The organism is Streptomyces sp. NBC_01261 (genome assembly GCF_036226385.1).
In the GTDB taxonomy this organism is placed as follows: domain Bacteria; phylum Actinomycetota; class Actinomycetes; order Streptomycetales; family Streptomycetaceae; genus Streptomyces.
This window is the reverse complement of sequence record NZ_CP108463.1, coordinates 6,513,067-6,537,799: the sequence shown is the minus strand read 5'-3', so window position 1 is coordinate 6,537,799 and position 24,733 is coordinate 6,513,067. Positions and strand designations below refer to the sequence as shown.

The 24,733-nt window shown below is 69.9% G+C and carries 25 protein-coding genes and 1 tRNA gene; 14 read left to right on the top strand and 12 right to left on the bottom strand.

Translation table 11 applies throughout. The features are described from left to right. The first annotated feature begins 152 nt into the window (after positions 1–152). Complete coding sequence (locus OG226_RS29135) at positions 153–800, top strand: MerR family transcriptional regulator (RefSeq protein WP_328686458.1); 648 nt, start codon at positions 153–155, stop codon at positions 798–800. Here OG226_RS29135 and OG226_RS29130 read toward each other — a convergent pair. Then, entirely contained in the window at positions 788–1,591 is an 804-nt protein-coding gene (locus tag OG226_RS29130; RefSeq protein ID WP_328682597.1) for an exodeoxyribonuclease III, read from the bottom strand. The genes OG226_RS29135 and OG226_RS29130 overlap by 13 nt on opposite strands. Before the next feature lie 113 nt (positions 1,592–1,704). On the opposite strand from OG226_RS29130, the gene OG226_RS29125 reads away from it, so the two are divergent. Beyond that, the gene (locus OG226_RS29125) at positions 1,705–2,181 is read left to right on the top strand and encodes a GNAT family N-acetyltransferase (RefSeq protein ID WP_328682595.1); all 477 of its coding nucleotides are present in this window, start codon (positions 1,705–1,707) and stop codon (positions 2,179–2,181) included. 54 nt (positions 2,182–2,235) lie between these two features. Here OG226_RS29125 and OG226_RS29120 read toward each other — a convergent pair whose 3' ends face one another. Next, on the bottom strand, positions 2,236–2,778 hold the full coding sequence (locus OG226_RS29120; RefSeq protein ID WP_328682593.1) for a hypothetical protein: 543 nt from the start codon (positions 2,776–2,778) through the stop codon (positions 2,236–2,238). Between the two features lie 347 nt (positions 2,779–3,125). On the opposite strand from OG226_RS29120, the gene OG226_RS29115 reads away from it, so the two are divergent. Beyond that, positions 3,126–3,752: an ArsR/SmtB family transcription factor gene (locus tag OG226_RS29115; RefSeq protein WP_328682591.1), complete on the top strand. Its 627-nt coding sequence runs from the start codon at positions 3,126–3,128 to the stop codon at positions 3,750–3,752. Between the two features lie 93 nt (positions 3,753–3,845). Here OG226_RS29115 and OG226_RS29110 read toward each other — a convergent pair. From OG226_RS29110 to galU, 7 genes are all read right to left on the bottom strand, one after another. Further along, positions 3,846–3,919: transfer RNA gene (locus OG226_RS29110), tRNA-Ala, on the bottom strand. A gap of 61 nt (positions 3,920–3,980) precedes the next feature. After that, complete coding sequence (gene sepX, locus OG226_RS29105; protein ID WP_328682589.1) at positions 3,981–5,330, bottom strand: divisome protein SepX/GlpR; 1,350 nt, start codon at positions 5,328–5,330, stop codon at positions 3,981–3,983. A gap of 207 nt (positions 5,331–5,537) precedes the next feature. Then, a complete protein-coding gene (locus tag OG226_RS29100) occupies positions 5,538–6,152 on the bottom strand; it encodes a GNAT family N-acetyltransferase (RefSeq protein WP_327403388.1) in 615 nt (204 codons plus the stop codon). 20 nt (positions 6,153–6,172) lie between these two features. Further along, a complete protein-coding gene (locus tag OG226_RS29095) occupies positions 6,173–6,703 on the bottom strand; it encodes a MogA/MoaB family molybdenum cofactor biosynthesis protein (RefSeq protein WP_328682587.1) in 531 nt (176 codons plus the stop codon). Next, positions 6,700–7,212, bottom strand: a complete 513-nt coding sequence (moaC, locus tag OG226_RS29090; RefSeq protein WP_329350493.1) for a cyclic pyranopterin monophosphate synthase MoaC — start codon at positions 7,210–7,212, stop codon at positions 6,700–6,702. The genes OG226_RS29095 and moaC overlap by 4 nt, the downstream gene beginning before the upstream one ends. 62 nt (positions 7,213–7,274) lie before the next feature. Beyond that, positions 7,275–8,597: a molybdotransferase-like divisome protein Glp gene (glp, locus tag OG226_RS29085; protein WP_329350492.1), complete on the bottom strand. Its 1,323-nt coding sequence runs from the start codon at positions 8,595–8,597 to the stop codon at positions 7,275–7,277. Positions 8,598–8,602: 5 nt separating this feature from the next. Continuing rightward, positions 8,603–9,505 (bottom strand): UTP--glucose-1-phosphate uridylyltransferase GalU, encoded by a 903-nt coding sequence (gene galU / locus OG226_RS29080; RefSeq protein ID WP_033285666.1) that lies wholly within the window; start codon positions 9,503–9,505, stop codon positions 8,603–8,605. Between the two features lie 132 nt (positions 9,506–9,637). Here galU and OG226_RS29075 point away from each other — a divergent pair, with 132 nt between their 5' ends. Beyond that, a complete protein-coding gene (locus tag OG226_RS29075; RefSeq protein WP_328682577.1) occupies positions 9,638–10,219 on the top strand; it encodes a 5-formyltetrahydrofolate cyclo-ligase in 582 nt (193 codons plus the stop codon). Positions 10,220–10,287: 68 nt separating this feature from the next. Here the strand turns inward: OG226_RS29075 and OG226_RS29070 are convergent, their stop codons facing one another. Then, positions 10,288–13,038 (bottom strand): penicillin acylase family protein, encoded by a 2,751-nt coding sequence (locus OG226_RS29070; RefSeq protein WP_328682575.1) that lies wholly within the window; start codon positions 13,036–13,038, stop codon positions 10,288–10,290. A gap of 194 nt (positions 13,039–13,232) precedes the next feature. On the opposite strand from OG226_RS29070, the gene OG226_RS29065 reads away from it, so the two are divergent. The 6 genes from OG226_RS29065 to mscL all read left to right on the top strand — a co-directional run bounded on the left by OG226_RS29065 (position 13,233) and on the right by mscL (position 19,053). After that, positions 13,233–14,813 (top strand): potassium/proton antiporter, encoded by a 1,581-nt coding sequence (locus tag OG226_RS29065; RefSeq protein WP_328682572.1) that lies wholly within the window; start codon positions 13,233–13,235, stop codon positions 14,811–14,813. A gap of 270 nt (positions 14,814–15,083) precedes the next feature. Continuing rightward, positions 15,084–16,358: an MFS transporter gene (locus OG226_RS29060; protein ID WP_328682570.1), complete on the top strand. Its 1,275-nt coding sequence runs from the start codon at positions 15,084–15,086 to the stop codon at positions 16,356–16,358. 70 nt (positions 16,359–16,428) lie between these two features. Further along, complete coding sequence (locus OG226_RS29055) at positions 16,429–16,752, top strand: FmdB family zinc ribbon protein (protein ID WP_328682568.1); 324 nt, start codon at positions 16,429–16,431, stop codon at positions 16,750–16,752. A 110-nt stretch (positions 16,753–16,862) separates the two neighbouring features. Next, a complete protein-coding gene (locus tag OG226_RS29050) occupies positions 16,863–17,696 on the top strand; it encodes an S-methyl-5'-thioadenosine phosphorylase (RefSeq protein WP_329350491.1) in 834 nt (277 codons plus the stop codon). 181 nt (positions 17,697–17,877) lie between these two features. Further along, positions 17,878–18,432 carry a hypothetical protein gene (locus tag OG226_RS29045; protein ID WP_328682564.1) on the top strand — a complete coding sequence of 185 codons (555 nt, stop codon included), beginning with the start codon at positions 17,878–17,880 and terminating at the stop codon, positions 18,430–18,432. A 159-nt stretch (positions 18,433–18,591) separates the two neighbouring features. After that, the gene (gene mscL, locus OG226_RS29040) at positions 18,592–19,053 is read left to right on the top strand and encodes a large conductance mechanosensitive channel protein MscL (protein ID WP_328682562.1); all 462 of its coding nucleotides are present in this window, start codon (positions 18,592–18,594) and stop codon (positions 19,051–19,053) included. A 62-nt stretch (positions 19,054–19,115) separates the two neighbouring features. Here mscL and OG226_RS29035 read toward each other — a convergent pair whose 3' ends face one another. Beyond that, positions 19,116–19,292 carry a hypothetical protein gene (locus tag OG226_RS29035; protein ID WP_328682560.1) on the bottom strand — a complete coding sequence of 59 codons (177 nt, stop codon included), beginning with the start codon at positions 19,290–19,292 and terminating at the stop codon, positions 19,116–19,118. 49 nt (positions 19,293–19,341) lie between these two features. On the opposite strand from OG226_RS29035, the gene OG226_RS29030 reads away from it, so the two are divergent. The 4 genes from OG226_RS29030 (at position 19,342) to OG226_RS29015 (ending at position 24,408) form a co-directional block, all read left to right on the top strand. Next, complete coding sequence (locus OG226_RS29030) at positions 19,342–20,565, top strand: low temperature requirement protein A (protein ID WP_328682559.1); 1,224 nt, start codon at positions 19,342–19,344, stop codon at positions 20,563–20,565. A gap of 242 nt (positions 20,566–20,807) precedes the next feature. Beyond that, a complete protein-coding gene (locus tag OG226_RS29025) occupies positions 20,808–21,836 on the top strand; it encodes a P1 family peptidase (protein WP_329350490.1) in 1,029 nt (342 codons plus the stop codon). A 441-nt stretch (positions 21,837–22,277) separates the two neighbouring features. After that, positions 22,278–23,504, top strand: a complete 1,227-nt coding sequence (locus OG226_RS29020; protein ID WP_328682555.1) for a L,D-transpeptidase — start codon at positions 22,278–22,280, stop codon at positions 23,502–23,504. 157 nt (positions 23,505–23,661) lie between these two features. After that, positions 23,662–24,408, top strand: a complete 747-nt coding sequence (locus OG226_RS29015) for a DUF6227 family protein (protein WP_328682553.1) — start codon at positions 23,662–23,664, stop codon at positions 24,406–24,408. 21 nt (positions 24,409–24,429) lie between these two features. Here the strand turns inward: OG226_RS29015 and OG226_RS29010 are convergent, their stop codons facing one another. Next, entirely contained in the window at positions 24,430–24,684 is a 255-nt protein-coding gene (locus OG226_RS29010) for a hypothetical protein (RefSeq protein WP_329350489.1), read from the bottom strand. Between the last annotated feature and the right edge of the window lie 49 nt (positions 24,685–24,733).

The window sequence follows — 24,733 nt, the reverse complement described above, 5'->3', positions numbered from 1 at the left end:
AGCGTAGGCCAGCTTCGTACTCATGGGTAGGGGGCGGGACGAGGACGTTTACATCAGCGGCTGCCGCCACGGGTACCGACGGCACGACGTAGGGTGCGGGCGTGGCGGAGAAGGCAGAACAGGCGGAGCGGGCGGAGAAGCGCGAGTACCGCATGGAGGAACTGGCCGTGGAGGCCGGCATCACGGTGCGCACCCTGCGCTTCTACCGCGAGCGCAAACTCATCCACCCGCCGCGCCGGGAAGGCCGTATCGCCTGGTACGACGAGACACACCTGGCCCGCCTGCGCACGATCTCGGCACTTCTGGAGCGCGGCCACACCCTCAACGGCATCGCGGAACTCGCCGAGGCCTTCGACCACGGCCGCAACGTGGGCGAGCTGCTGGGCCTCGGCGCCCCCACCGAGGAGACGCCGGTCCGGCTCACCCCGGAGGCCCTCGCCGACTACTTCGGCGACCAGGCGACCCCGGAGAACTTCGCCGCCTCACTGGAACTCGGCTACCTCGGCACCGACGGCGGCGAGATCGTCCACATCAGCCGCCGCCTCCTCGACGTCACGGCCGCGCTGGTCCGCGAGGGCATCCCCCTCGCCGACGTCCTCAGCGCGGGGCGCCGCGTCCGCGCACACACGGACGCCCTCGCCGAACTCTTCACCGACCTGGTCATCTCCGGAAACCGCTCGGCGGAGGACCTGCAACGCCTACGACCGCTGGCGAAGAGCGTCGTAGAGGCCGAACTCTCGATGGCGATGGACCGCCGACTCCAGGCCGGTGGCGGCGACCGGGGACCTCAGAGGTCGTAGACCACCGTCACGGGCGCGTGGTCCGACCACCGCTCGTCATGCGTGGCCGCGCGCTCGACGTACCCCTTGACCGCCTTGGCGGCGAGCCCGGCCGTCGAGACGTGGTAGTCGATCCGCCATCCGCTGTCGTTGTCGAACGCCCGCCCCCGGTAGGACCACCAGGAGTACGGCCCTTCCACATCCGGATGCAGGGCGCGTACGACGTCGACGTACGCCCCGTCCTCCGCGTCGAAGACGCTGCTCAGCCACTCCCGCTCCTCCGGCAGGAAGCCGGAGCTCTTCTGGTTGGCGCGCCAGTTCTTGAGGTCGGCGGGCTGGTGGGCGATGTTCCAGTCACCGCAGACGACGACCTCGCGCCCATCCGCGGCGGCCCGCGCGCGCAGCCCCTTCAGATAGACGAGGAACTCGCCCATGAAGCGCACCTTCTCGTCCTGTCGCTCGGTGCCGACCTCACCGGAGGGCAGATAGAGGCTGGCGACCGTGACACCGGGGAGGTCGACCTCGACGTACCGGCCGCTCCCGTCGAACTCGGCCGATCCGAAGCCGACCTGGACGCGGTCCGGCTCGCGGCGGGTGTAGAGGGAGACGCCCGCGCGGCCCTTGGCGGCGGCCGGGGCGTGCACGACGTGCCAGCCCTCGGGGGTACGGACGTGCTCCGGCAACTGCTCCGGCTCGGCCCGCACCTCCTGCAGACAGAGCACATCGGCGGAGGTCTCCGCGAGCCACTCCACGAAGCCCTTCTTCGCGGCGGCCCGCAGTCCGTTCACATTGGCAGAGGTCACAGTGAGCACTCGGGCACAATACCGGCACACTGGACGGAGTCCGGATCCGCCCCGAGCAGACCCTCGCGGGCCCGCACAGAACCCCGCAGACCCTCCCTACGCATAGAAGTACGATACTTGGCATGAATATACGCCCCGTCCCGTTCGACCACCCCGACGCCGTCAAGCTGAACGACCAGGTCCAGGCGGAGTACCACGACCGCTACGGCGACGGCGGCGACGCCACGGTCCTGGACCCGTCGGACTTCACCCCGCCGAACGGCGTCTACCTGATCGCGTACGACGAGCACGACGACCCCGTGGCCACCGGCGGCTGGCGCTCCCAGGACGCCAACGGCGAGGGCAACGAGGACGGCGACGCCGAGCTCAAGCGCATGTACGTGATCGAGCAGGCCCGCGGCCTGGGCCTCGCCCGCCGCATGCTGGCCGCCCTGGAGGACGACGCCCGCACGGCAGGCCGCACCCGCATGGTCCTGGAAACCGGCACCAAGCAGCCGGAGGCCATCGCCCTCTACACGTCCAGCGGCTACGAGCCCTGCGTGAAGTTCGGCTACTACCGCCTCCACGACGACAGCCGGTGCTTCGCGAAGACCCTGTGAGCCCTTGCAACTCCCCCGGCGGGGGCGTTCAGTGCCCGTGGTCCGCCGAGCGACTCATCGGGATATCTCGGCCGTGGAACCGGCCGTAGAACCGTACGAGCGGAAGGACACCCGGGCATCCAGATCGAGGCTGTTCGCGCCGGCCGGGGACGGTATCCGGAGCACCCTGTCGAGCACCGGCCCCAGCCGGCCACAGCCCGAAGTCCTCGGCGCCGTGAACCGGTTGTCCGCCACCCCGAAGGCAACGAGCAACGGGTCCTGCGACACGACGGTCGACGCCTTGGTCTCCTTGAGCACCAGCCGTACCGGATCCGCGTCGGTACCGATGGAGCACCCGGACGGCACCGCGGGTCCCGAGAGCCGGAACGTCAGGTCCAGCTCTCCGCGCCGCTCGTCGTTCGACTGGAAGTCGAAGTAGCCCGCATACCGGGGCGTGATCGCCAGCGGCATGCCCCGGACCCGCACGGGTACGGCCGTCATCCCGCCGAAGACCTGGTGGAATTCGCCGTCCACGGTGCCCTCGGCGAAGGTGATCGCCATGGCCCCACCGAGCGACTGATCGATACGACCGAGGGTCAGATGCCCGACGGCGGTCATGGCTTCACAGCGCCAGGCCGCGGGATCGGCGCCTTCAGGCAGCACGGAGAGAGCTGGACAGGCGCCGAAGTCGGCGCCTCGCACAGTGGGCGCAGCACCAGCCGCATGGGCCGGCCCCGCCGCTGCGCCCGCTCCCAGCGTCAGAGCGGCCAGCGACACGGCAAGACGTCGAACCAGGCGGGCTGTGCGAGCGACACGAAGCATGGCGACCTCCGAATGAAGCGTCGAGTGGAGCGAGCTGAAGGACCTTGAAGGAGTGGCTGCCCTCTGTCAGCATTGCAGACTTTTCTCTGCATAGAAAGACTTGCAGAGAAAAATCTGCAGAGGATCGGCTGTAGGCTGCCGCCGTGAGCACATCGCAGGAGCGCCCCGAGCCGGATCCCAAGCCGAACCCCGAGCCGGCTCCGGGCCCGGCCCCTGAGCCAGACGACGCCCGTCGCACGGTCAGCGACCCCGCCGCCCTCAAGGCACTCGCCCATCCCCTGCGCCTGCGGATCCTGCGTCACCTCGGCATCCACGGCCCGGCGACCTCGACGACCCTCGCCGCCGCCCTCGGCGAGAACACCGGAACCCTGAGCTACCACCTGCGTCGGCTGGAGCAGGGCGGGTTCATCGAGGACGCCCCGGACCAACCCGGCGGACGCGAACGCTGGTGGCGAGCCGTTCGCGGCCTGGACGTGCGCAGGCCCGCGCAGGACGAGATGACGGACGGCGAGCGTGCCGTAGCGAGCACGCTCGACCGGTTGAGGATGGAAGAGGACGTCGAACTCGCCCGCCGCTTCATGGCGGAGCACGCGAACTCGAAGGGGTGGATGCGAGGCTCACGGGGCCTCAGCCATCTCACCGTGGAAGAACTCGGCGCCTTCCACGACGCCTACCTGGACCTACTGGCCCGCTTCTCGCACGGCCCGGAAGACGCATCACCCGGCGCCCGCCCCGTCCATCTACGGTGGTTCGGACTCCCCGCCGAATGAAGCGGCGGCGACTGCCGAACAGCGGTCGAGGAAGAGCAGTTGAACACCAAAGAGCCCCAGCCGGATCTCTCCGGCTGGGGCTCTGAGCTGCGGTGGACCTGTGGGGATTTGAACCCCAGACCCCCTCGATGCGAACGAGGTGCGCTACCAGACTGCGCCACAGGCCCTTGCAACGAGTGAAACTCTAGCATCCCCGTCAGGGTGCTTGGAAATCCGTTCCTTGCCTGGTCACTCGTTGGCAGCGCGGGGTCGTTCGCCGTCCTCGTACTGATCGAACAGGGGCGTGCGGCCCCGCTCGCGGGCGCGGCGGGCGGAGGCTGCGCGACGGGCGTCGGTGCGGCCGTCCGCCGTCATCCTGTCCTCCGACAGGTCCTCCGCGTCCTCGTCCAGAACGTCCCCGGTGTCGCGGGCATCGCGGTCGTCCCGTGCGGCGGACTGCGCCTCCTGCTCCGGTGCCATGGAGCTGGAGCGGGCCGAACTCCACGCGTCCGGCGCCCCGAGGTCCACGTCGGACGTGGCGCGTGGCGCGACCGGCGCGGTGACGTAGGTGGGCAGCGGTACCGGTACCGGGTCCCAGCTGTCGCCCTGGCCGGGCCGGCGCTGCCGCTCGCGCTGCTGGTCGACCCACTCGGCGTGGTCGGTCTGCTCGACGAGGGCGCGACGGTCGGCGGCGAGTGCGGACAACCCGGGGTCCGTCGCCGGTTCCGGGCCCTCCTCGGCGTCGTCGATCCCGGCGTCCACGGACGCGCGCCTGCGCGGCTGACGCTCCCTCAGTCGCTGCGCGGCGATCTCGGCCCGGCGCCGGTCCATCTGGTAGGCGAAGCGGCGGCGTTCCTGGGTGCGCAGGTAGGCGATGTACCCGCTGAGCAGGATCGCCGGTACGCCGGGCGCCCAGAGCAGGGCGAGCCCGCCGACCGCCGCGACGATCGCGCCGAGCGTGAAGGCGAGGAAGAGCATCACGGTGGTACGTCGACGGCGCGCGAGCACCTTCACACGCCGGGCGCGCGCTGCCGCGGCCTCCTCGGCGGGCGAACGTCGCGCTACCGGGACGCGCTTGCGCGCAGGCGCGGAGGCGGAGGGGGGTGCGGACTTGGGTGCCTGGGCCGGCACGGAGGCTTGGTGCGGTGCCGACTTGGGCGCCTGCTCACGCGCCGGTTCGCGGACCGGCTCACGCTCGGGTTCGCGCGCCGCTTCCCGTGCCGCCGCGCGCTCCGATTCACGGACCGCCCCGCGCTCCGGTTCTCGCGCCGCTTCCGGCCGCTCCTGGCTCTGCTGCCGGACGGGCGCGTGCACCTGGGGACGGGCCGGGGGCATGGCGAAGGCCCGGACGTCCACCGAGTCGGTGACGGCGTCCGGCACGACGGCGCTGGGCTCCTCCTCCTCGGTGGAGCGCGCCCGCAGGTCCTTGGCGTACCGGCGCTCCATCCCCGCCCGTCCGGACAGCAGCCGGATGGCGGTGCTGAAGCGTTCCGTCGGACGGGCCTCGTTCAGCTCGTCCTGCCTACGGAGCCACATCGGCACCAAGTAGGCGGCCCAGGCCCCGACAATGACTGCGTAGATGAGGCCGCTGCTGCTCACGCCTCACACGGTAGAGGGGTTTGCGTGAGGCCATCTGCCAATTGAGTCGGTGTGTCGCACGATCTGGCTGATATTTCGAGCTTTTTTTGTGATGGATGCGATCAACAGGCCGCCGAGTTGGCGAATTCATTGCCCCAAGACGGTCATTCGTCGATCACTTTCGAACACTTATTCCATTTCTGGGCTTCGGGCTCAACAGGCTTGCCGCTATGCCGGATTGTCGTGCGGGGTGCTCCGGGAGCGTGCCCGCTGCCAGCGGGCCAGCAACCCCTCGGGCACCTCTTCCGCGGTGAGCGCGAAGACGAGATGGTCGCGCCAGGCGCCGTCGATGTGGAGATAGCGGGGTCTGAGCCCCTCCTCGCGGAATCCGAGTTTCTCCACGACCCGGCGGCTGGGGCCGTTCTCCGGGCGAATGCAGACCTCGATGCGGTGCAGTCCCACGGCCCGGAAACAGTGGTCCACGACGAGTGCCACGGATGTCGGCATCACTCCGCGGCCGGCCACCGACTCGTCCACCCAGTAGCCGATGTGACCCGAGCACATCGAGCCCCAGGTGATCCCGGCGACCGTCAACTGCCCGACCAGGCGCCCCTGGTATTCGATGACGAACGGCAGCATCCGGCCCGAGTTAGCCTCGGAGCGGAGATGCCGGACCATCTGCCGGTAGGTCGGCCGGTGCGCGATCGGCCCGCTGGGGGTGGGCGGCGGAATCGTCGCCTCCCAGGGACGCAGCCAGTCCCGGTTGCGCCGGTTGACATCGCGCCAGACGCGCTGGTCGCGCAGTTTTATCGGCCTCAGGACGATGTCGCCGTCCACCAGCACGGCGGGCCAGGATGGGCTGTTCAGCTCGCACCCCCACTGGTGTCGGCGGGTCTGGTGTGATCGCCGCCTCGGATCTGGTCGACGGCGTGCGCCAGCAGGGGTTCCAGGACGGCGAGGCCGTCCCTCACCCCGCCGGTGGACCCCGGCAGGTTGACGATCAGTGTGCCCCGGGCGACTCCGGCCAGGCCCCGGGAGAGCGCCGAAGTCGGCACCTTCTCCCGTCCGTACGCCCGGATGGCCTCGGCGATGCCCGGCACCTCGTAGTCGATCACCGCGCGGGTCGCCTCGGGGGTGCGGTCGGTGGGCGAGACGCCGGTGCCGCCGGTGGTGACGACGGCGTCGTAACCGGCCTCTACGGCGGCCCGCAGCGCGGCCTCCACCGGGTCGCCGTCGGGGACCACCTGCGGGCCCTCGACCGCGAAGCCGAAGCTCTTGAGGCCGTCGGCGATCAACGGGCCGCCCCGGTCCTCGTAGACCCCGGAGGCGGCCCTGTTGGAGGCGGTGACCACCAGGGCGCGGTACCGCGCGGGCAGGGTGCTGTCGGGCGTCATGTCCGGCTCCAGTCGCCCGACTTGCCGCCCGTCTTCTCCTCCACGCGCACGTCCGTGATGACCGCTCCCTTGTCGACGGCCTTGACCATGTCGATCACGGTGAGCGCCGCTACGGAGACCGCGGTGAGGGCCTCCATCTCGACGCCCGTGCGGTCCGTCGTCTTCACGGTGGCCCGGATCCGTACGGCGTCGTCCGCGACCGACAGATCCAGTTTCACACCCGACACCGACAACGGGTGGCAGAGCGGGATGAGGTCCGGGGTGCGTTTGGCGCCCATGATCCCGGCGATGCGCGCGGTGGCCAGGGCGTCGCCCTTGGGGACGCCCTCGCCACGCAGCAGTTCGACCACGCGGGGCGAGACGAGGACGCGTCCGCTGGCGGTGGCGGTGCGCGCGGTCACGTCCTTCCCGGACACGTCGACCATCCGGGCGGCGCCCGCGTCGTCGATGTGCGTCAGTCGGTCGTGCGCAAGGGGTCCAGGGGTTTCCCCCCGGAAAGGCTCAGTCATGCTGTGTGGCGCTCCCGGTCCGGGCGTGTTGTGCGCGACACGGTACCGCCAACCAGGAGTACTCAGCCGAGCAGGACCACTTCGACCTCGGTGCCGGGCTCCACGGACTCGACGTCCTCGGGGACGACGATCAGCGCGTCGGCGAGCGCGAGGGCCGCGACCAGGTGCGATCCGGCGCCCCCTACGGGGGTGACCTCGCCGTCGGCGTACGTCCCGCGCAGGAACTGTCTGCGCCCCTTCGGGGAGGTCAGCGCCTTGTCCGTGGTGAGGGCGGCCCGGGTCCGCGGGCGGTGGACGTCGCCCAGGCCCATGAGGACGCGGATCGCGGGCCGGACGAACAGCTCGAAGGAGACGTACGACGACACCGGGTTGCCGGGGAGGGCCAGCAGCGGGATGTGGTCGGGGCCGATGGTGCCGAAGCCCTGGGGTTTGCCGGGCTGCATGGCGAGCTTGCGGAAGTCGATCCCGGCGCCCTCCTCGTCCTCGTCGCCTACGGAGGACAGCGCCTCCTTGACGACGTCGTACGCCCCGACGCTGACGCCGCCGGTGGTGACCATGAGGTCGGCGCGGACGAGCTGGTCCTCGATGGTGTCGCGGAGGGTCTCGGCGTCGTCGGCGACGGCGCCGACCCGGTAGGCGATGGCTCCGGCGTCGCGGGCGGCGGCGGTGAGGGCGAAGCTGTTGGAGTCGTAGATCTGGCCGTCGCCCAACTGCTCATCGGGCTGGACGAGTTCGCTGCCGGTGGACATGACGACCACGCGCGGGCGGGGGCGCACGCGGACCGTGCCGCGGCCGATCGCGGCGAGCAGGGCGATCTGCGGCGGGCCGAGGACAGTGCCGGCGTCCAGGGCGCGGTCGCCCGCCTTCACGTCGCTGCCCTTCGCGCGTACGTGCGCGCGTGCCTCCGCCGAGCGGTACACGTGCACGTGCCCGGTGGCCGCCTCGGGGGCCTGACTGCGGGCCCGCATGCTAGTGACCGGGCCGCCGCCGAGGCCTCCGTCGGTCCACTCCACGGGGACGACGGCCTCGGCGCCGGGCGGGAGCGGGGCGCCGGTCATGATGCGGGCGGTCTCCCCCGGGCCCACGTGGAGCGGTTCGGCCTGGCCCGCCGCGACGTCGCCGATAACCGTCAGGACGGCCGGGAACTCCTCGCTGGCGCCCGCGACGTCCGTGACCCGCACCGCGTACCCGTCCATCGAGCTGTTGTCGAAGGGCGGGAGCGAGACCGGCACCGTGATGTCCTCGACCAGGACGCAGCCCTGGGCGTCGAGCAGTTGCAGCTCGATGGGTTCCAGGGGGCGGACGGTCGCGAGGATGTCCTCCAGGTGCTCGTCCACCGTCCAGAGGTGATCGGGCCCTGCGGTGCGGGTCGCGGCGGTGCTCAACGTTGCTACATCTCCTCGGCTACGTAACTGCGAAGCCAGGCCCGGAAGTCCGGTCCCAGGTCTTCACGTTCGCACGCGAGTCTGACAATGGCACGCAGATAGTCGCCCCGGTCGCCGGTGTCATAGCGGCGGCCCTTGAAGACGACGCCGTGCACGGGGCCGCCGACCTTCTCGTCGGTGGCGAGCTGCTGGAGGGCGTCGGTGAGTTGGATCTCGCCGCCGCGGCCGGGCTCGGTCTTGCGCAGTATGTCGAAGATGTGGGGGTCGAGGACGTAGCGGCCGATGATCGCGTAGTTCGACGGGGCGTCGGCCGCGTCCGGCTTCTCGACCAGGCCGGTCACCTTGACGACGTCGTCGTCCGCGGTGGCCTCTACGGCCGCGCAGCCGTAGAGGTGGATCTGCTCGGGTGCGACCTCCATGAGGGCGACGACACTGCCGCCGTGCTGCTCCTGGACCTCGACCATGCGCGCGAGGAGGGGGTCGCGGGGGTCGATGAGGTCATCCCCGAGGAGGACGGCGAAGGGCTCGTGGCCGACGTGCGGGGCCGCGCACAGGACGGCGTGGCCGAGGCCCTTGGGGTCGCCCTGGCGGACGTAGTGCATGGTCGCGAGGTCGCTGGACTCCTGGACCTTGGCGAGCCGGCTCGCGTCGCCCTTCTTCTGGAGGGCCGATTCGAGCTCGTAGTTGCGGTCGAAGTGGTCCTCAAGGGGGCGCTTGTTGCGCCCGGTGATCATGAGGACGTCGTCGAGCCCAGCCGACGCGGCCTCTTCGACCACGTACTGGATCGCGGGCTTGTCCACGACCGGCAGCATCTCCTTGGGAGTTGCCTTCGTGGCCGGCAGGAATCTGGTGCCGAGACCGGCTGCGGGGATGACAGCCTTGCTGATCCTGGGGTGCGACTGAGTCATGCCCGAACCTTATCCGGTGCCTTTGTGCAGAATCTGTGGCTCCGGTTAAAACGCTCTCATATGAGCACATTAGGAAGGGTACGGGTGAGACCTGTGAGTGACCCACGACGTGAACCCGAGCCTGACAAGCGAATGTTGCGACGAGAGTTCCTCGCGGTGAGGAACAGGTTGACGGCCGGTGACGTACGGGAGGCCGCCGTCGCGCTCGCCGAACGCGCCCTGGAACTGCCCGAGTTGGCGCACGCGCGCACGGTGGCGGCGTACGTCTCCGTCGGGAGCGAACCCGGAACGCACGCACTCCTGGACGCACTCCGCGCGCGGGACATCGACGTCCTGCTCCCCGCGCTCCTCCCGGACAACGACCTGGACTGGGGCTCCTACGACGGCGAAGGCTCGCTCGCGCGGGTCCGACACGGCGGAAAGATGGCCCTGTTGGAGCCGTCCGGCCGGCGGCTCGGCCCGGACGCCGTGACCGGCGCGGACGTCGTCCTGCTGCCCGGTCTGGCGGTCGACGGGCGCGGGATGCGCCTGGGGCGCGGCGGAGGGTCGTACGACCGCGTGCTGGCGCGGCTGGAGCGGGCGGGCGCCCATCCCGCGCCGGTGGTGCTGCTGTACGACTCCGAGGTCGTCGAGCACGTGCCTGCGGAGGCGCACGACCGGTCGGTGCGGGCGGTGGTCACGCCCTCGGGTGTGCGGCGGTTCTCGGGGAATTGAAGAGGAACCGAAATGGCCCTCCACGCGTGCGTGGAGGGCCATTTCGGGTTGTCCGGTTGTTCAAAGAGTCACGGTTTCAGCACCAGGGTGTCGCTCGTACTGCCGTCGACCGCCTTGGACGAGAACGACCAGGACAGCAGTTCACCGTCGACCCACTTGCTGGTCTGGTCGGTGTAGTGCGCGCTGTAGGCGTGTCCGGAGGCGCCGGTGAGGTTGATCCACTTGGACTTGTCGAAGTCGTCGAGGTTCACGACCATGCGCATCGACGGCACCCAGACGACTCCGTAGCCGCCCGCCGCGTTCCAGCCGGTCGCGTTGACCGTGGCCTCGCCGCCGCTGAGCTTCCAGGGGCCGCGGTTGAGGACGTACTGGACGATGGCGGGGCCTTCGACGCCCAGGGTCTGGTTCTTCAGGAACAGGCGGTGCAGCCGGCCCCAGCTCCAGGTGTCGATGTCCTTGCCGAGCTTGGCGGTCAGCTCCCAGCGGGCGTCGATCATGGCGCGCTTGAACAGCTGGTTCATGTTGCTCGCCCCCGGGCGGTTGCCCGACTTGGGGGTCTTCCACCAGTCGTTGGTGGGGTCGTCCATGAGCTTGCGGACGACCTCGAACCAGCGGTCGCCGCCGTCCGGTTGGGCCTGGTCGGCGTCACGCTCGCCGCACTCGCGCACCTTCGGGTTGTCCTCGTCGGCGGGACCGGTGGTGTCGACCGGCGAGACGAACAGGCACTGGCCCTTGACCCGCAGCTCCTTGGGCAGCTTGTTGCCGAAGGCGAGCTTGAGGATGTTGCGCCACACCGAGTTGAAGTAGGCGGCCGCCGCCGAGTCGGCGTCCTGGGTGTAGTCCCAGCCCTCCAGGAGCTTCTGCGCCTCGCGCACGTCCGGGTCGGGCTCGTCGATCTTCAGCAGCTTGGGCACGAGCAGCTTGGCGATCTCGCTGCTGTCGTCGAGCTGCATCTGCCGCATGTCGTCGGTGGAGATCTTGCCGCCGCCGTCGATCTTCGACTGGATCAGATCGGTGATGCGCTGGCTACGGGTGCCGTAGCCCCAGTCCGTGGTGAGCGTGTACGGGTACTTGTCCTTGTCGATCACGGCCTGGTTGGCGGTGACGATGTAGCCGCGCTTCGGGTTGTACTCGTACGGCAGGGCGGCCTGCGGGATGTAACCGGTCCAGTCGTACTTGGAGTCCCAGCCGGGCACCGGCAGCGAGCCGTCGCCCTTGCCGCGGATCGGGATCCTGCCGGGCAGCGTGTAGCCGATGTTGTTCTTGGTGTCGGCGTAGACGAGGTTCTGCGAGGGCACGTCGAACTTCGCGGACGCGGAGCGGAACTCGCTCCAGTCGGACGCCTTGTCGATGGCGAAGACGGCATCCATGGTGGTGCCCGCGTCCTCGGCGGTCCAGCGCAGGGAGATGCCGTAGCCGTCGCCTCTGTCGGGGGCCGCGGTGTCGACGGCGGCCTTCTTGCCGACCTGCACCAGTTCGTCGTTGCGGTCCGAGAGCAGCGGTCCGTTGTTGGTCTCCCGGACGACGATCTTCTTGGAGGCGCCGCCGGCGACCTTGATGGTCTCCGTGCGGGTCGTGAAGGGCTTCGTCGTGCCGTCGTACAGGTAGCCGTCGCCGGAGAGCTTCTCCAGGTAGAGGTCGGTGACGTCGACCCCGGAGTTGGTCATGCCCCAGGCGATGTCCTGGTTGTGGCCGATGACGACGCCGGGCATGCCCGCGAAGGTGTAGCCGCTGACGTCGTACTGGCACTTGCTGGAGATCGCGCGGCAGTGCAGGCCCATCTGGTACCAGACGGACGGCAGCGACGCCTCCAGGTGTGGGTCGTTGGCCAGGAGGGGCTTGCCGGTGATGGTGTTCTTCCCGGCGACGACCCACGAGTTGGAGCCGATGCCCTGGCCGTTCACGCCGACGGCGGTCGGGACGTCGTCCAGGACGTTCGAGAGGCCCGCCAGCTGGCTCGTGAGGGCCGAACCGGACGAGGACGACGTCGAGCCCGTCGTGCCGCTCGTGGACGTGCTGGAGGAGCTGTCGCCGCCGTCGAAGGTCTTGGTGTACTCGTCGTACTCGCCCTCGGTGACGATCGGCTGGTTGCGGCTGTACGGATAGTCCGGGTACAGGTCAGCGATCTGCTGGGGGCCGAGGCGGCTGGTCATCAGGGCGCGGTCGATCTCGTCCTTCATGTTGCCGCGCAGGTCCCAGGCCATCGCCTTGAGCCACGCGACCGAGTCGACCGGGGTCCACTTCTCCGGCGTGTAGTCGTACTTGAAGCCGAGAGCCGCGTACTCCAGGGAGATGTCCTTGCCGTCCTTGCCCTGGAGATAGGCGTTGACCCCCTTGGCGTACGCCTGGAGGTACTTCTTCGTGGAGGCCGACAGCTTGGTGTCGTACTCCTTCTGAGCCACCCGGTCCCAGCCCAGGGTGCGCAGGAACTCGTCGTTCTTGACCTGGCTCTTGCCGAACATCTCGGACAGTCGCCCGGCGGTCATGTGCCGGCGCACGTCCATCTCGTAGAACCGGTCCTGCGCCTGGACGTAGCCCTGCGCCATGAACAGGTCCGCGTCGGAGGACGCGTAGATCTGCGGGATGCCGTAGCCGTCGCGCTTGACGTCGACGGGGCCCGACAGGCCGTCGAGCGTGATCGAGCCCGTGGTCTGCGGAAGGGAGGCACGGACCGTGCTGACGGACCAGTACGCGCCGTAGGCGATGCCCCCGATGATGGCCATTACCAGAACAAGCACCAGTAGACGGGCTTTGCGCCCCTTTTTCCTGCCGGACTTGCCGGGCTTATGACCCGATGAGGCGGTGGTGTTGGGGGGCATCGCTGTCCTTGCTGTCCTAACGCGAGCGGCAGGGCGGGCTGTGCTTTTGACTGAGCGCTGGAGCAACCATAGGCGCAGGGTCCCGAGCGACTTGACGCGGAGTCGGGTACCGACGCGGACGGGCGTTCGATCTTGCCTCGCGAAGTGTCAAGAAAGCGTCAAGAGTTAGGTAAGGTAACGAAGTACTTGGATGCATGGCGCCGCAGCCTCGCGTCCCCTGTACATGTGCTGCCGCGCTGCACGCGCGTCAGCCGAGGAAGGGAAGGCCACTGACTGTCCACCACCTCGACCAGCTGCTGCTCGTCTGCTCGCTCGTCCTGCTCGTCGCCGTCGCGGCGGTCCGGATCTCCTCGCGCAGCGGGCTCCCCAGCCTGCTCGTGTACCTGGGGATCGGCGTCGCCATGGGCCAGGACGGCGTCGGCGACATCCACTTCGACAACACCGAGCTGACCCAGGTCATCGGGTACGCGGCCCTGGTCGTGATCCTGGCCGAGGGCGGCCTCGGCACGAAGTGGAAAGAGGTCAGGCCGGTCCTGTCGTCGGCCGCCACGCTGGCGCTGGCGGGGGTGGCGGTGAGCGTCGGCGTCACGGCGGCGGGCGCGCACTACCTGGTCGGACTGGACTGGCGGCAGGCGTTCATCATCGGGGCGGTGGTGTCCTCGACGGACGCGGCGGCGGTCTTCTCCGTGCTGCGGAGAATCCCCCTCCCCGCGCGCGTGACGGGCACGTTGGAGGCCGAGTCCGGCTTCAACGACGCCCCGGTGGTCATCCTGGTCGTCGCCTTCTCCACCGCCGGCCCGGTCGAGCACTGGTACATGCTGGTTGCCGAGATAGCCCTGGAGCTGGCCATCGGCGCGGCCATGGGCATCGCGGTGGGCTGGCTCGGCTCCTGGGGGATGCGGCACGTGGCGCTGCCCGCCTCCGGCCTCTACCCGATCGCCGTCATGGCGATCGCGGTCACCGCGTACGCCGCGGGCGCCCTGGCGCACGGCAGCGGCTTCCTCGCGGTCTATCTCGCCTCGATGGTGCTCGGCAACGCCAAGCTGCCCCACTGGCCCGCCACGCGCGGTTTCGCCGAGGGGCTCGGCTGGATCGCCCAGATCGGCATGTTCGTCCTGCTCGGCCTGCTGGTCACCCCGCACGAGCTGGGGGACGACGTCTGGCCCGCGCTCCTCATCGGCCTGGTGCTGACGATGGTGGCCCGGCCGCTCAGCGTGGTGGTGAGCCTCACGCCGTTCCGGGTGCCCTGGCAGGAGCAGACCCTCATGTCCTGGGCCGGGCTGCGCGGCGCCGTGCCCATCATCCTGGCGACGATCCCCATGGTGAACGGCGTGGACGGCAGCCGCCGCATCTTCAACATCGTCTTCGTCCTGGTCGTCGTCTACACCCTCGTCCAGGGGCCCACGCTGCCCTGGCTGGCCCGCAAACTGAAGCTGGGCGAGGGGGCGGAGGCCGCCGACCTCGGCATCGAATCGGCACCCCTGGAGCGACTGCGCGGGCATCTGCTGTCCGTCGCGATCCCCGGGGAGTCGAAGATGCACGGCGTCGAGGTCAACGAGCTCAGGCTGCCGGCAGGGGCCGCGGTCACCCTCGTCGTACGCGACGGAAAATCGTTTGTCCCGCTGCCCTCGACAGTTCTGCGGCGCGGGGACGAGCTCCTCGTGGTCGCCACGGACCCCGTCCGGGACGCGGCGGAACGGCGGCTGCGCGCGGTGGGTCACGGCGGCAAGCTGGCGGGGTGGCTGGGCACGGACACGACCGGCGCCGGTCGTTAAGGGCATGTTTCGTACGGTTCACATGTTCACCAATCACAGGTGAACGCGCGCGTGGTGCCCGTTTTCACAGGCTCACCGACCTTCACCACCTGTACGATGAAGGCACATTCTGATCGAACCAACTCTGCCTGACGCAGTGCTGGCGCGACCGTATGGCGGCCGAATCCCTCTCCGCGTGGGCACCGGTATCTACCGCAGTTCCGCGCAAGAGGACAGCTCTCGGCGCCCCCCGCACAGGGCGCGCTACCAGGTGGCAGAAAGGCACGGGCCGTGGCATCCACGGTCACCTCCGGGACGGGATCCCGTCCCGGATACGGGCAGCTGCTGCGCACGCGTGGCGCCTGGACGTTCCTGCTCCCCGGCTTCGCGGCACGCCAGCCGTTCGCGATGCTCACCATCTCCATCGTGCTGCTCGTGCAGCACACCACCGGCTCCTACGGCGCGGCGGGCGCCGCCGCGGCCGTCACCGGCGTCTCCATGGCCCTGTTCGCGCCCTACAGCGGACGACTGGCCGACCGCCACGGACAGCGGGCCGTCCTGCTCCCCGGCGTCCTGGTGCACACCCTGTCGGGCCTCACGTTCACGGCCCTCGCGCTCGGCCACGCGCCCCTGTGGGCGCTGTTCGTGGCGGCCGTCCCGACCGGCGCCTCGGTGCCGCAGATCGGCCCCATGGTGCGTGCCCGCTGGGGCGTGAAGCTCCAGGACTCCCCCCTGCTGAGCACCGCGGCCGCCTTCGAGTCGGTCACGGACGAGCTGACCTTCGTCTTCGGCCCCCTCCTGGCGACCGCCCTGTGCACCGCCGTGAACCCGGCCGCGGGCCTGATCACGGAGGCGGGGCTCACCCTGATCGGCGGCCTGCTGTTCGCCGCCCAGAAGAGCACCCAGCCCAAGGTGGCCCTCGTCGGGCACGCACGCGTGGAGCACGTTTCCGCACTGAGCATCCCCGGGGTGCGCGTGCTGATCGTGACCTTCCTGGGCATCGGTTCCGTCTTCGGCGGCATGCAGGTCTCCCTGGCCGCCTACACCGAGTCGATCGGCGAACCCGGCCTGAACGGCGTCCTCTACGGCACGTTCGCCGCCGGCAACATGCTCTCCGGACTCGTCTGCGGTGCGGTCGCCTGGAAGGTCGCCCCGCAGCGCCGCCTCCTGGTCGGCTACGCGGCGCTCGCGCTGACCGCGTCCGCCCTGTGGACAGCCCACTCGGTGCCGCTCCTGGCCGGTCTCGGTCTCCTGGTCGGCATGTGCATCGCGCCCGCCCTGATCACCGGCTACACGCTGGTCGAGGGGCTCGTCCCGGCCGGCGCCCGCACCGAGGCCTTCACCTGGCTGACCGGCGCGGTCGCCCTGGGCCAGGCCGCCGCCGTCACGGTCGCCGGACAGTTGGAGGACCGTCTGTGGGGCGGCGCCGGTTTTCTGGTACCGATGGCCGGTACGGTGCTCGCCCTGGGGACCCTGGTGGCCCTCCGGTCACGCCTCGCGACCCGGCCCCACAGCCGCACCGTGGCACGTGGCGTCGGTCACCGCGTGCCGGTGGCAGTGGACTGATCCCCGGGAATACGTCAGTATGGACGTTCGTTAGCACTCATTGAGTGAGAGTGCCAGGAGGAAGACAACAGTGCCGACCTACCAGTATCAGTGCACCGAGTGCGGCGAGGGCCTTGAGGCGGTGCAGAAGTTCACCGACGACGCCCTGACCGAGTGCCCCAATTGCGGTGGCCGCCTGAAGAAGGTGTACTCCGCGGTCGGCATTGTCTTCAAGGGCTCCGGTTTCTACCGGAACGACAGCCGCGGCTCCTCGTCGAGCAGCTCGCCGGCCCCCGCGAAGCCGTCGACGTCCTCGGACTCGAAGCCGTCCACCCCCTCGACCTCGTCGTCCTCCTCGGACGCGAAGTCGTCGAGCTCGGGCTCCTCGTCCAGCAGTAACAGCTCCGCCGCGTAGGACCTTTCCGCGGGACCCTGTCGTCGTGCGACGACAGGGTTTTCGGCGTTTCCGGAGCCGGTTCCCGCATCCGTTCCTGTGGCTTTTCGACGGCGGCTAGGGTGCTGGCCATGGCGAACGCAGAGATCGGCGTAATCGGTGGCTCCGGGTTCTACTCGTTCCTCGACGACGTGACCGAGATCCAGGTGGACACCCCCTACGGACCGCCCAGCGACTCCCTCTTCCTCGGTGAGATCGCCGGCCGGCGGGTCGCGTTCCTGCCCCGGCACGGGCGCGGCCACCATCTGCCGCCGCACCGCATCAACTACCGGGCCAACCTCTGGGCGTTGCGCTCCGTCGGCGTGCGCCAGGTCCTCGGCCCGTGCGCGGTGGGCGGGCTGCGCCCCGAGTACGGGCCGGGCACGCTGCTGGTGCCGGACCAACTGGTGGACCGTACGAAGTCCCGGACGGGCACGTACTTCGACGGACTCCCGCTGCCCGGCGGCGCGGTGCCGAACGTGGTGCACGTGTCCCTGGCCGACCCCTACTGCCCGACCGGCCGGGCGGCCGCGCTGAAGGCGGCGCGCGGCCGGGACTGGGAACCGGTCGACGGCGGCACGCTCGTGGTGATCGAGGGCCCGCGCTTCTCGACCCGTGCCGAGTCGTTGTGGCATCAAGCACAGGGCTGGTCGGTGGTCGGCATGACCGGCCACCCCGAGGCGGCGCTCGCCCGTGAACTGGAGCTCTGCTACTCCTCGTTGACCCTGGTCACCGACCTCGACGCGGGTGCCGAGACCGGCGAGGGCGTCTCCCACGACGAGGTGCTGCGGGTGTTCGCGGCCAACGTGGACCGGCTGCGGGGCGTGCTGTTCGACACGGTGGCCGCGCTGCCGGAGAACGGGGCGCGGGACTGCCTGTGCGCGAACGCGCTGGGCGGGATGGACCCGGGGTTCGAGCTGCCGTAGCCGCGGTTGGTGCCGTGGACGCTGGGGCTGGGGATGCGGAGAGGGCCGGGGATGCGGAACTTCCCGTTCGGGTGAGGGAATTGTCCACAACCGGCGGGTAGCACACGGGCTCCGACGGGCCTCGGCGGATTGCCGCATCGTGGGACCGCAAGCCGATCCCTCGTCGCAGGTGGTGGTCCCCATGTCCCTCTCCTCTCCCTCCCCTCTCTCCTTCCCTCGCCCGTTGGGCGTCGACGCTCCGCCCACGTGCGAGGTGCCGCACTTCGCGCCGGTGCGGGTGCGCGGCGGTCGCGGTCAACTGCGCCGGTTGCTACGGCACCGGAGGAGGGCCGTGGCCGCGGGCCTGGCGCTGACCGCGGCCGCGCTCGTGGCGGCGGGCCCGCGTGATGTGGCGGAGGCGCGGCACGGTGAGCGGCCTCGCGGGCATCCGGTGGTCGATGCGGTACGGCAGCGCCGGGCGGTCGAGTGGGTGTCGGCGCCGGTGCGGATCGCCGACGCCGGCACGGTCCGGCTGTTGCGGGCCGGTGACCGGGTCGATGTGATCGCCGCCGAGGAGTCGGCGGCGGGCGGTGACGCTCATGTGGTCGCGCGCGGTGCGCGGGTGACGAAGGTGCCCGAGCCGCTCGAAGTGGCGGACGGCGGCGGGGCGTTGGTGGTGCTGTCGGTGCCGCGCTCCACGGCGGCGCGGCTGGCCGGCGCGAGCGCCACGGCACGGCTGGCGGTGACACTGTGGTGAACCGCACGCTACGCGTCGTGATCCGGGCCTTCCGTCGCCTGTGCGAATTCGTGTCAAGTCCCTCGTTCGAGTTACTGAATTGGACAGGACGGCCGCACCTTGACGTAGGTTGCGGAGCTGTTGGTTCCACCCCCCGCGCGTGCGAGAAGAGGCTCCGAGTTGAGCGAGAAGAAGAAGGAATCGGGCGTCTGGCAGGGCTTCAAGGCCTTCCTGATGCGCGGGAACGTCGTCGATCTGGCAGTCGCGGTCGTCATCGGCGCCGCCTTCACGAACATCGTCAACTCGGTGGTGAAGGGGATCATCAACCCGCTCGTCGGGGCGATCGGCACACAGAACCTGGACACCTACAGCTCGTGCCTGAGCAGCAGTTGCTCGGGCGACAAGGGCATCCAGCTGATGTGGGGCTCCGTCATGGGAGCCGCTCTCAGCTTCGTGATCACCGCGGCGGTCGTCTACTTCCTGATGGTCCTGCCGATGTCGAAGTACCTGGCCCGGGCGGAGGCCCAGCGGAAGGCCAAGGAGGGCACGCAGGAGATCATCGAGATCACCGAGCTGGAGGTCCTCAAGGAGATCCGCGACGCGCTCGTGGCGCAGCGTGGCGAGGGACACCGGGAGCCGTAAGCGACGGCTCGGGCACGGCTGACGGTTCGGATACGACCGGCGGCTCAGGCGAGGCCGACCGCTCAGATGTGGTGGGGCGGCTTCTCGTCGAGGAAGCGCTTCAGGTCGGCCGCGCTGTCGCCCTCGGGCCGCTCGCCCCACCCGCTGTCCGTGTCGTCCGAGGACGGCCGGCTCAACGGGTCGTCGAAGACCAGCGCGGGCTTCGGATCGCGCGGCTCGGGTGCGGGGACGGTACTCATGCCTCCAGGGTACGGCCCCCGGCGGACGTTATCTGCTGTGCTTGGCCCCATGACGTCCGAGACTCACAGCCCCCAGCGCCCCCTCCGACCCCTGCGCCCGCTCACCGCCCGGGGCCGGGACGAGCCGCACCGGGTCGCCTCACCGCTGGAGCTGTTCTTCGACCTGTGTTTCGTGGTGGCCATCGCGCAGGCGGGCCTCCAGTTGGCGCACGCCGTCGCCGAGGGCCATGCGGGCGAGGGCGTCCTGAACTACGCGATGCAGTTCTTCTCGATCTGGTGGGCCTGGATGAACTTCTCCTGGTTCGCCTCGGCCTACGACAACGACGACGTGCTGTACCGGGTCGTCACCCTGGTGCAGATCGCCGGTGTCCTGGTCCTCGCGGCCGGGGTCTCGCGGGCCTTCGACCAGCACGACTACGTGGTCGTCTGGCTCGGCTACCTGATCATGCGGCTGGCGATGGCCGCGCAGTGGCTGCGGGCGGCACGGTCGGCTCAGGGCCCGGAGCGGACGATGGCCCTGCGGTACGCGGGTGGCGTACTCCTCTGCCTCGTCGGCTGGTTGGGGCTGGTGGTCCTGCCGGAACACGCGCGGGTGTGGGTGTTCCTGGTGATGGTGATCGCGGAGCTGTGCGTGCCGCTCTACGCGGAGAAGGACTACACGACGCACTGGCATCCGCACCACATCTCCGAGCGGTACGGGCTGTTCACGATCATCGTGCTGGGCGAGACGATCGCGGCGGCGACGGTCGCCGTGAAGTCGGGGGTGGACGAGAACGACGCGCTGGGCGAGTTGCTGCCCATCGCGGCCGGCGGCCTGTTGATCGTGTTCGCGGCCTGGTGGATCTATTTCGTGGTGCCGATCCACGGACATCTCCGCTCCAACCGGCAGGCGTTCCTGTGGGGTTACGGCCATTACCTGATCTTCGCCTCGGCGGCCACGATCGGCGCGGGCCTGGAGGTGGCGGTCACGGAGGCGGTCGGCAAGTCACACATCTCCACGCTGGCGGCGTCCGCCGCGGTGACCCTGCCGACAGCGCTGTACCTGCTCAGCGTCTGGGCACTCCACGCCCGCCACTACAAGGTGGGCCTCGCTCAGCAACTGGTCCTCCCGGTGGCCGCGTTGCTGGTGATCTGCTGCACGTTCCTGGGGCAGTGGGCGGTGCCGGCAGCGGGGCTGGTGTCGGCGCTGACGGTGGCGGTCGGGGTGACGCTGACGGCAAGGATGGCTGCCGCCGAAGAGAACGGCGGCGGGGCGGCGGTGCCGGTGGGCTGACGGCGGCTGAACCGGCTGGGCGCGCCAGAGCGACCGGTGCGGCAGCGACAACACCCGCTGAGCCCAGCGCCACCGGCACGGCCACCACACGCGCTGGACCGGCCTCCCCCGAAACAGTCGCCGAAGCTCAGTCGACCGGCACGGGAACAGTGGCCCAAGCCGGGCTGACCGTTTGCGGATCACCGGCGCGCACCGTGCCGACAGTCCCCGAATCGGCCGGGTGCTGGGCAAGACTGACCTCCATGACAGTTGACGCGTTGACGGATGTGGCCGGGGTGCGGGTGGGGCATGCGACGCGGGCGGGGGGCGGTTGGCTCACCGGAACCACTGTCGTGCTGGCGCCGGAGGGTGGCGCGGTGGCCGCCGTGGATGTGCGGGGCGGTGGGCCCGGCACCAAGGAGACGGACGCGCTCGATCCGCGGAACCTGGTGCAGCGGGTCGACGCGATCGTGTTGACCGGCGGCAGCGCGTACGGGCTCGACGCCGCGTCCGGAGTGATGGCCTGGTTGGAGGAGCAGGGGCGCGGGGTTCGGGTCGGCGTGGACCCGGCGCACGTCGTGCCGGTGGTGCCCGCTGCCTGTGTCTTCGACCTGGGGCGGGGCGGCGCCTTCCGGGCCAGGCCGGACGCGGCCACTGGACGTGCCGCGGTCGAGGCTGCCGCGATCAGTGGGCCCGGGGTGCGGGTGCGTGAGGGATGTGTGGGTGCCGGTACGGGGGCGGTGGTCGGGGCGTTGAAGGGCGGGGTCGGGACGGCGAGTGTCGTGCTGGAGTCGGGGATCACGGTGGCGGCGCTGGTGGTGGCCAACGCGGCGGGGTCGGCGGCGGACCCCGAAACGGGCGTGCTGTACGGGGAGTTGTTCGGGGGGAGGGTGAAATATCCCGAGCCACACATCCATGAGGCCGCGCGGCTGCGCCTCGTCGAGGTAGCCGCCAAGAACGCGCCTCCCCCGCTGAACACCACGCTCGCGGTGGTAGCCACGGACGCCGAACTCACCAAGGCCCAGGCCCAGAAGCTCGCCGGCACAGCGCACGACGGCATCGCGCGCGCCGTACGTCCGGTGCACCTGCTGAACGACGGGGACACGGTGTTCACGCTCGCCACCGGGTCCCGCCCCCTCGACGCCGAGAACCCCCTCGCCCTCAACGCCGTCCTAGCGGCCGGCGCGGACGTCGTAACCCGCGCGATCGTGCGCGCGGTACGCGCCGCCGAGCCGGTGGACGGACCGGGCGGAACATGGCAGTCGTACGAGGAGCTGTACGGGAGACGATAGACACCCTGAGGCGACAGGCACCCGGGCTCGTCCCGTTCTCGGCTCTGGCCCTCCCGTGTCTGGAGGCGGGATCGCTTCTAACCAGTCAAAGGCCACTGAGGTGGTTAGATTTACCCCCGGCTTCCAGCAACTACCCACCCGGGACTGGCCGCTGAGCCGGGGCGGCGTGCTGGTGAGGTGGGAGCGCGTCCCCTCACGCCGGCCCGGGACGTAGTCCGCCCGACGGGTTCCCCACCTTGGCCGCCCTCTACTCGGGCCGTGCAAGGCCGACGCTGGTTGAGAAGTGAGTGGCCCCGCCCCGCACATGTCCCGGTTCTGTCACCGGACGGCGTCCATGGGGAACGCGGGGAACCCGTGCGGGGGTGCGGCCCCTCTTTGTCCACGCATCGCAGCGGATCACGCATCACGCATCACGTACATCCCACGAACCTGGAGCAGCCCGTGACAACGCCGGACATAGCAGCGCGGCGCGTACTGGGGGCCATCGCCGCCCTGGTGGTCGGCACCCTCACCCTCAGCGCGTGTGGCGGCAACGCCAGCGCGGACGCCAACGGCGACAACAAGGGCGGCGGCAACACGACCGCCAAGACGTCCACCGCGAAGATCGCCATCTCCGCCGAGGACGGTTCGACGAACGCGTCCATCAACTCCACCGGCGTACAGGTCAGCGACGGCACGTTGACCGACGTGAAGATGACCGTCGCGGGGTCGGGGCAGGTCGTGGACGGTGCGATATCCGCCAATGGGAGCACCTGGAAGCCCAAGGGGCAGTTGGATCGCGGGACCAAGTACCAGATATCGGCCACCGCGAAGGACTCCAGCGGGAAGACCGCGGCCGCCAACTCCATCTTCACCACCGTCACGTCGAGCAACAGCTTCATCGGAACGTACACCCCGGACAACGGGACGACGGTCGGTGTCGGGATGCCGGTGTCGTTCACGTTCGACAAGGTGATCAGCGACAAGAAGGCCGTGCAGTCGCACATCACGGTGACGTCCAGCAGCGGGCAGCAGGTCGTGGGGCACTGGTTCGGGGCGCAGCGGCTCGACTTCCGGCCGCAGGACTACTGGAAGGCCGGTTCCAAGGTCACGATGAAGATCGACCTGGACGGCGTGGAGGGCGCGAACGGCGCCTACGGCGTGCAGAAGAAGACCGTGACGTTCAACGTCGGTCGCTCGCAGGTCTCCACGGTCGACGTCGACACGCAGACCATGACGGTCGTACGGGACGGCCAGACCTTCAAGTCCCTGCCGATCTCGTCCGGCAGCCCCGAACACACCACGTACAACGGCCAGATGGTGATCTCCGAGAAGTTCACGCAGACGCGGATGGACAGCCGGACGGTCGGTCTGGGCGGCGAGTACAACATCCCGGACGTGCCGCACGCGATGCGTCTGACCTCGACGGGGACGTTCATCCACGGCAACTACTGGTACAGCAAGTCCAATCCGCCCTTCGGGCAGACGGGCACCAGCCACGGCTGTGTCGGGCTCGCGGACGTACAGGGCGCGCAGGGCGCGACGAACGCGAAGTGGTTCTACGACAACTCCCTCATCGGGGACGTCGTGATCGTGAAGAACTCCCCCGACAGGACAGTGGACCCGGACAACGGACTCAACGGCTGGAACATGGCGTGGAGCGAGTGGACCGCCGGAAGTGCCGCCTGACCGGCGGGTTTTGACGGAACTTCGGGCCGCGCGGGAACATCTCGCGCGGCCCGCGCGTTTTCCGGGCATACGTTTTCTCGGTTCACAGACATGATGTCCGACCGAGGGGCTACGGTATGCACCCACAAGGTGACATGCAGCAACGCCGGGAGAAGCCTTGAGCGTTCCGTACGACACGGCAGCGTACGAACAACCCGAGTCTCCGGAGGAGCATCTCGCGCGACTCCTCGGCCGCGCCCTGAACTCCTTCGAGTTGCCGGACGAGACCATACGGCGTCTCGACTGCGCGCTGGCGCACGACAGTTCGCTGTACTCCGCGCACCACAGCGCCGGCCTGCACCGGGAGACGTACCGGCACACCTGGCTGCTCGCCGACGGCTCGGCGCTGACCCTGTGGGAGCTCGTCCACAACACCGTGCTGGGCAGAGACACACAGCACGAGGTGTACGTCGACGAGGAGGAGCTGCGCATCGCGACCGCGCGGCTGCCGCTGCCGCCGGACACACCGGAGACCTCGGACTTCGAACTGCCGGTGATGGTGCAGCTGGCGCCGTTCCCGGAGCCCCGGCACACGTATCTGGCGGACGACTCCGCGGACCACGCACGCCGTTTATTGCGCCGGGCGGAGAACGTGGACCGGCCGGACGACGAGACGGCCGCGCTGCTGGAGACGGCGTTCGCGCACCAGATCACGCAGGCCTTCGGCCGCCCGTTCCGAGCGGGCCGTGCCGCGCTGTGCTTCTCGCTCTACGAGCACGCGTTCCTGCTGCAGGACGGCGCGGAGATCTCCCTGTGGGAGGTCGAGCACACGGCGACGCCGGACGGCCGGCACATGTGCGAGGTGTACGTCAGCGAGGACGCGGCCCGCGACGCGATGGAGCGGCGGGCGACGCAGGTCTCCTGACCGACGTGACCGGGGAAGGCTTCAACGCCCGTCGCTGAGCTGTCGTACCAGACCCGCGAAGGCGTCCCGCTCCGCCGGGGTCAGTTCGACGGACTCCACGTGCGGCGCGGTGTGGCGCTGGTTCGGGAGGCCGTGGAGCGGGTGGGCCGCGCGCCATGCGGTGGGCTCGACGAGGGAGCGGCGCAGGACGCGCGTCAGGCCGAACACCCAGGCGACGGTCGCCAGGGCGAGAACGGCCACACCGGTCAGCTGGAGGATCGAGACGTGCTCAGGCATGCGTTCCAGTAGACACCACGGTCCGGGACCGTGGTCCCGGACCGTGACG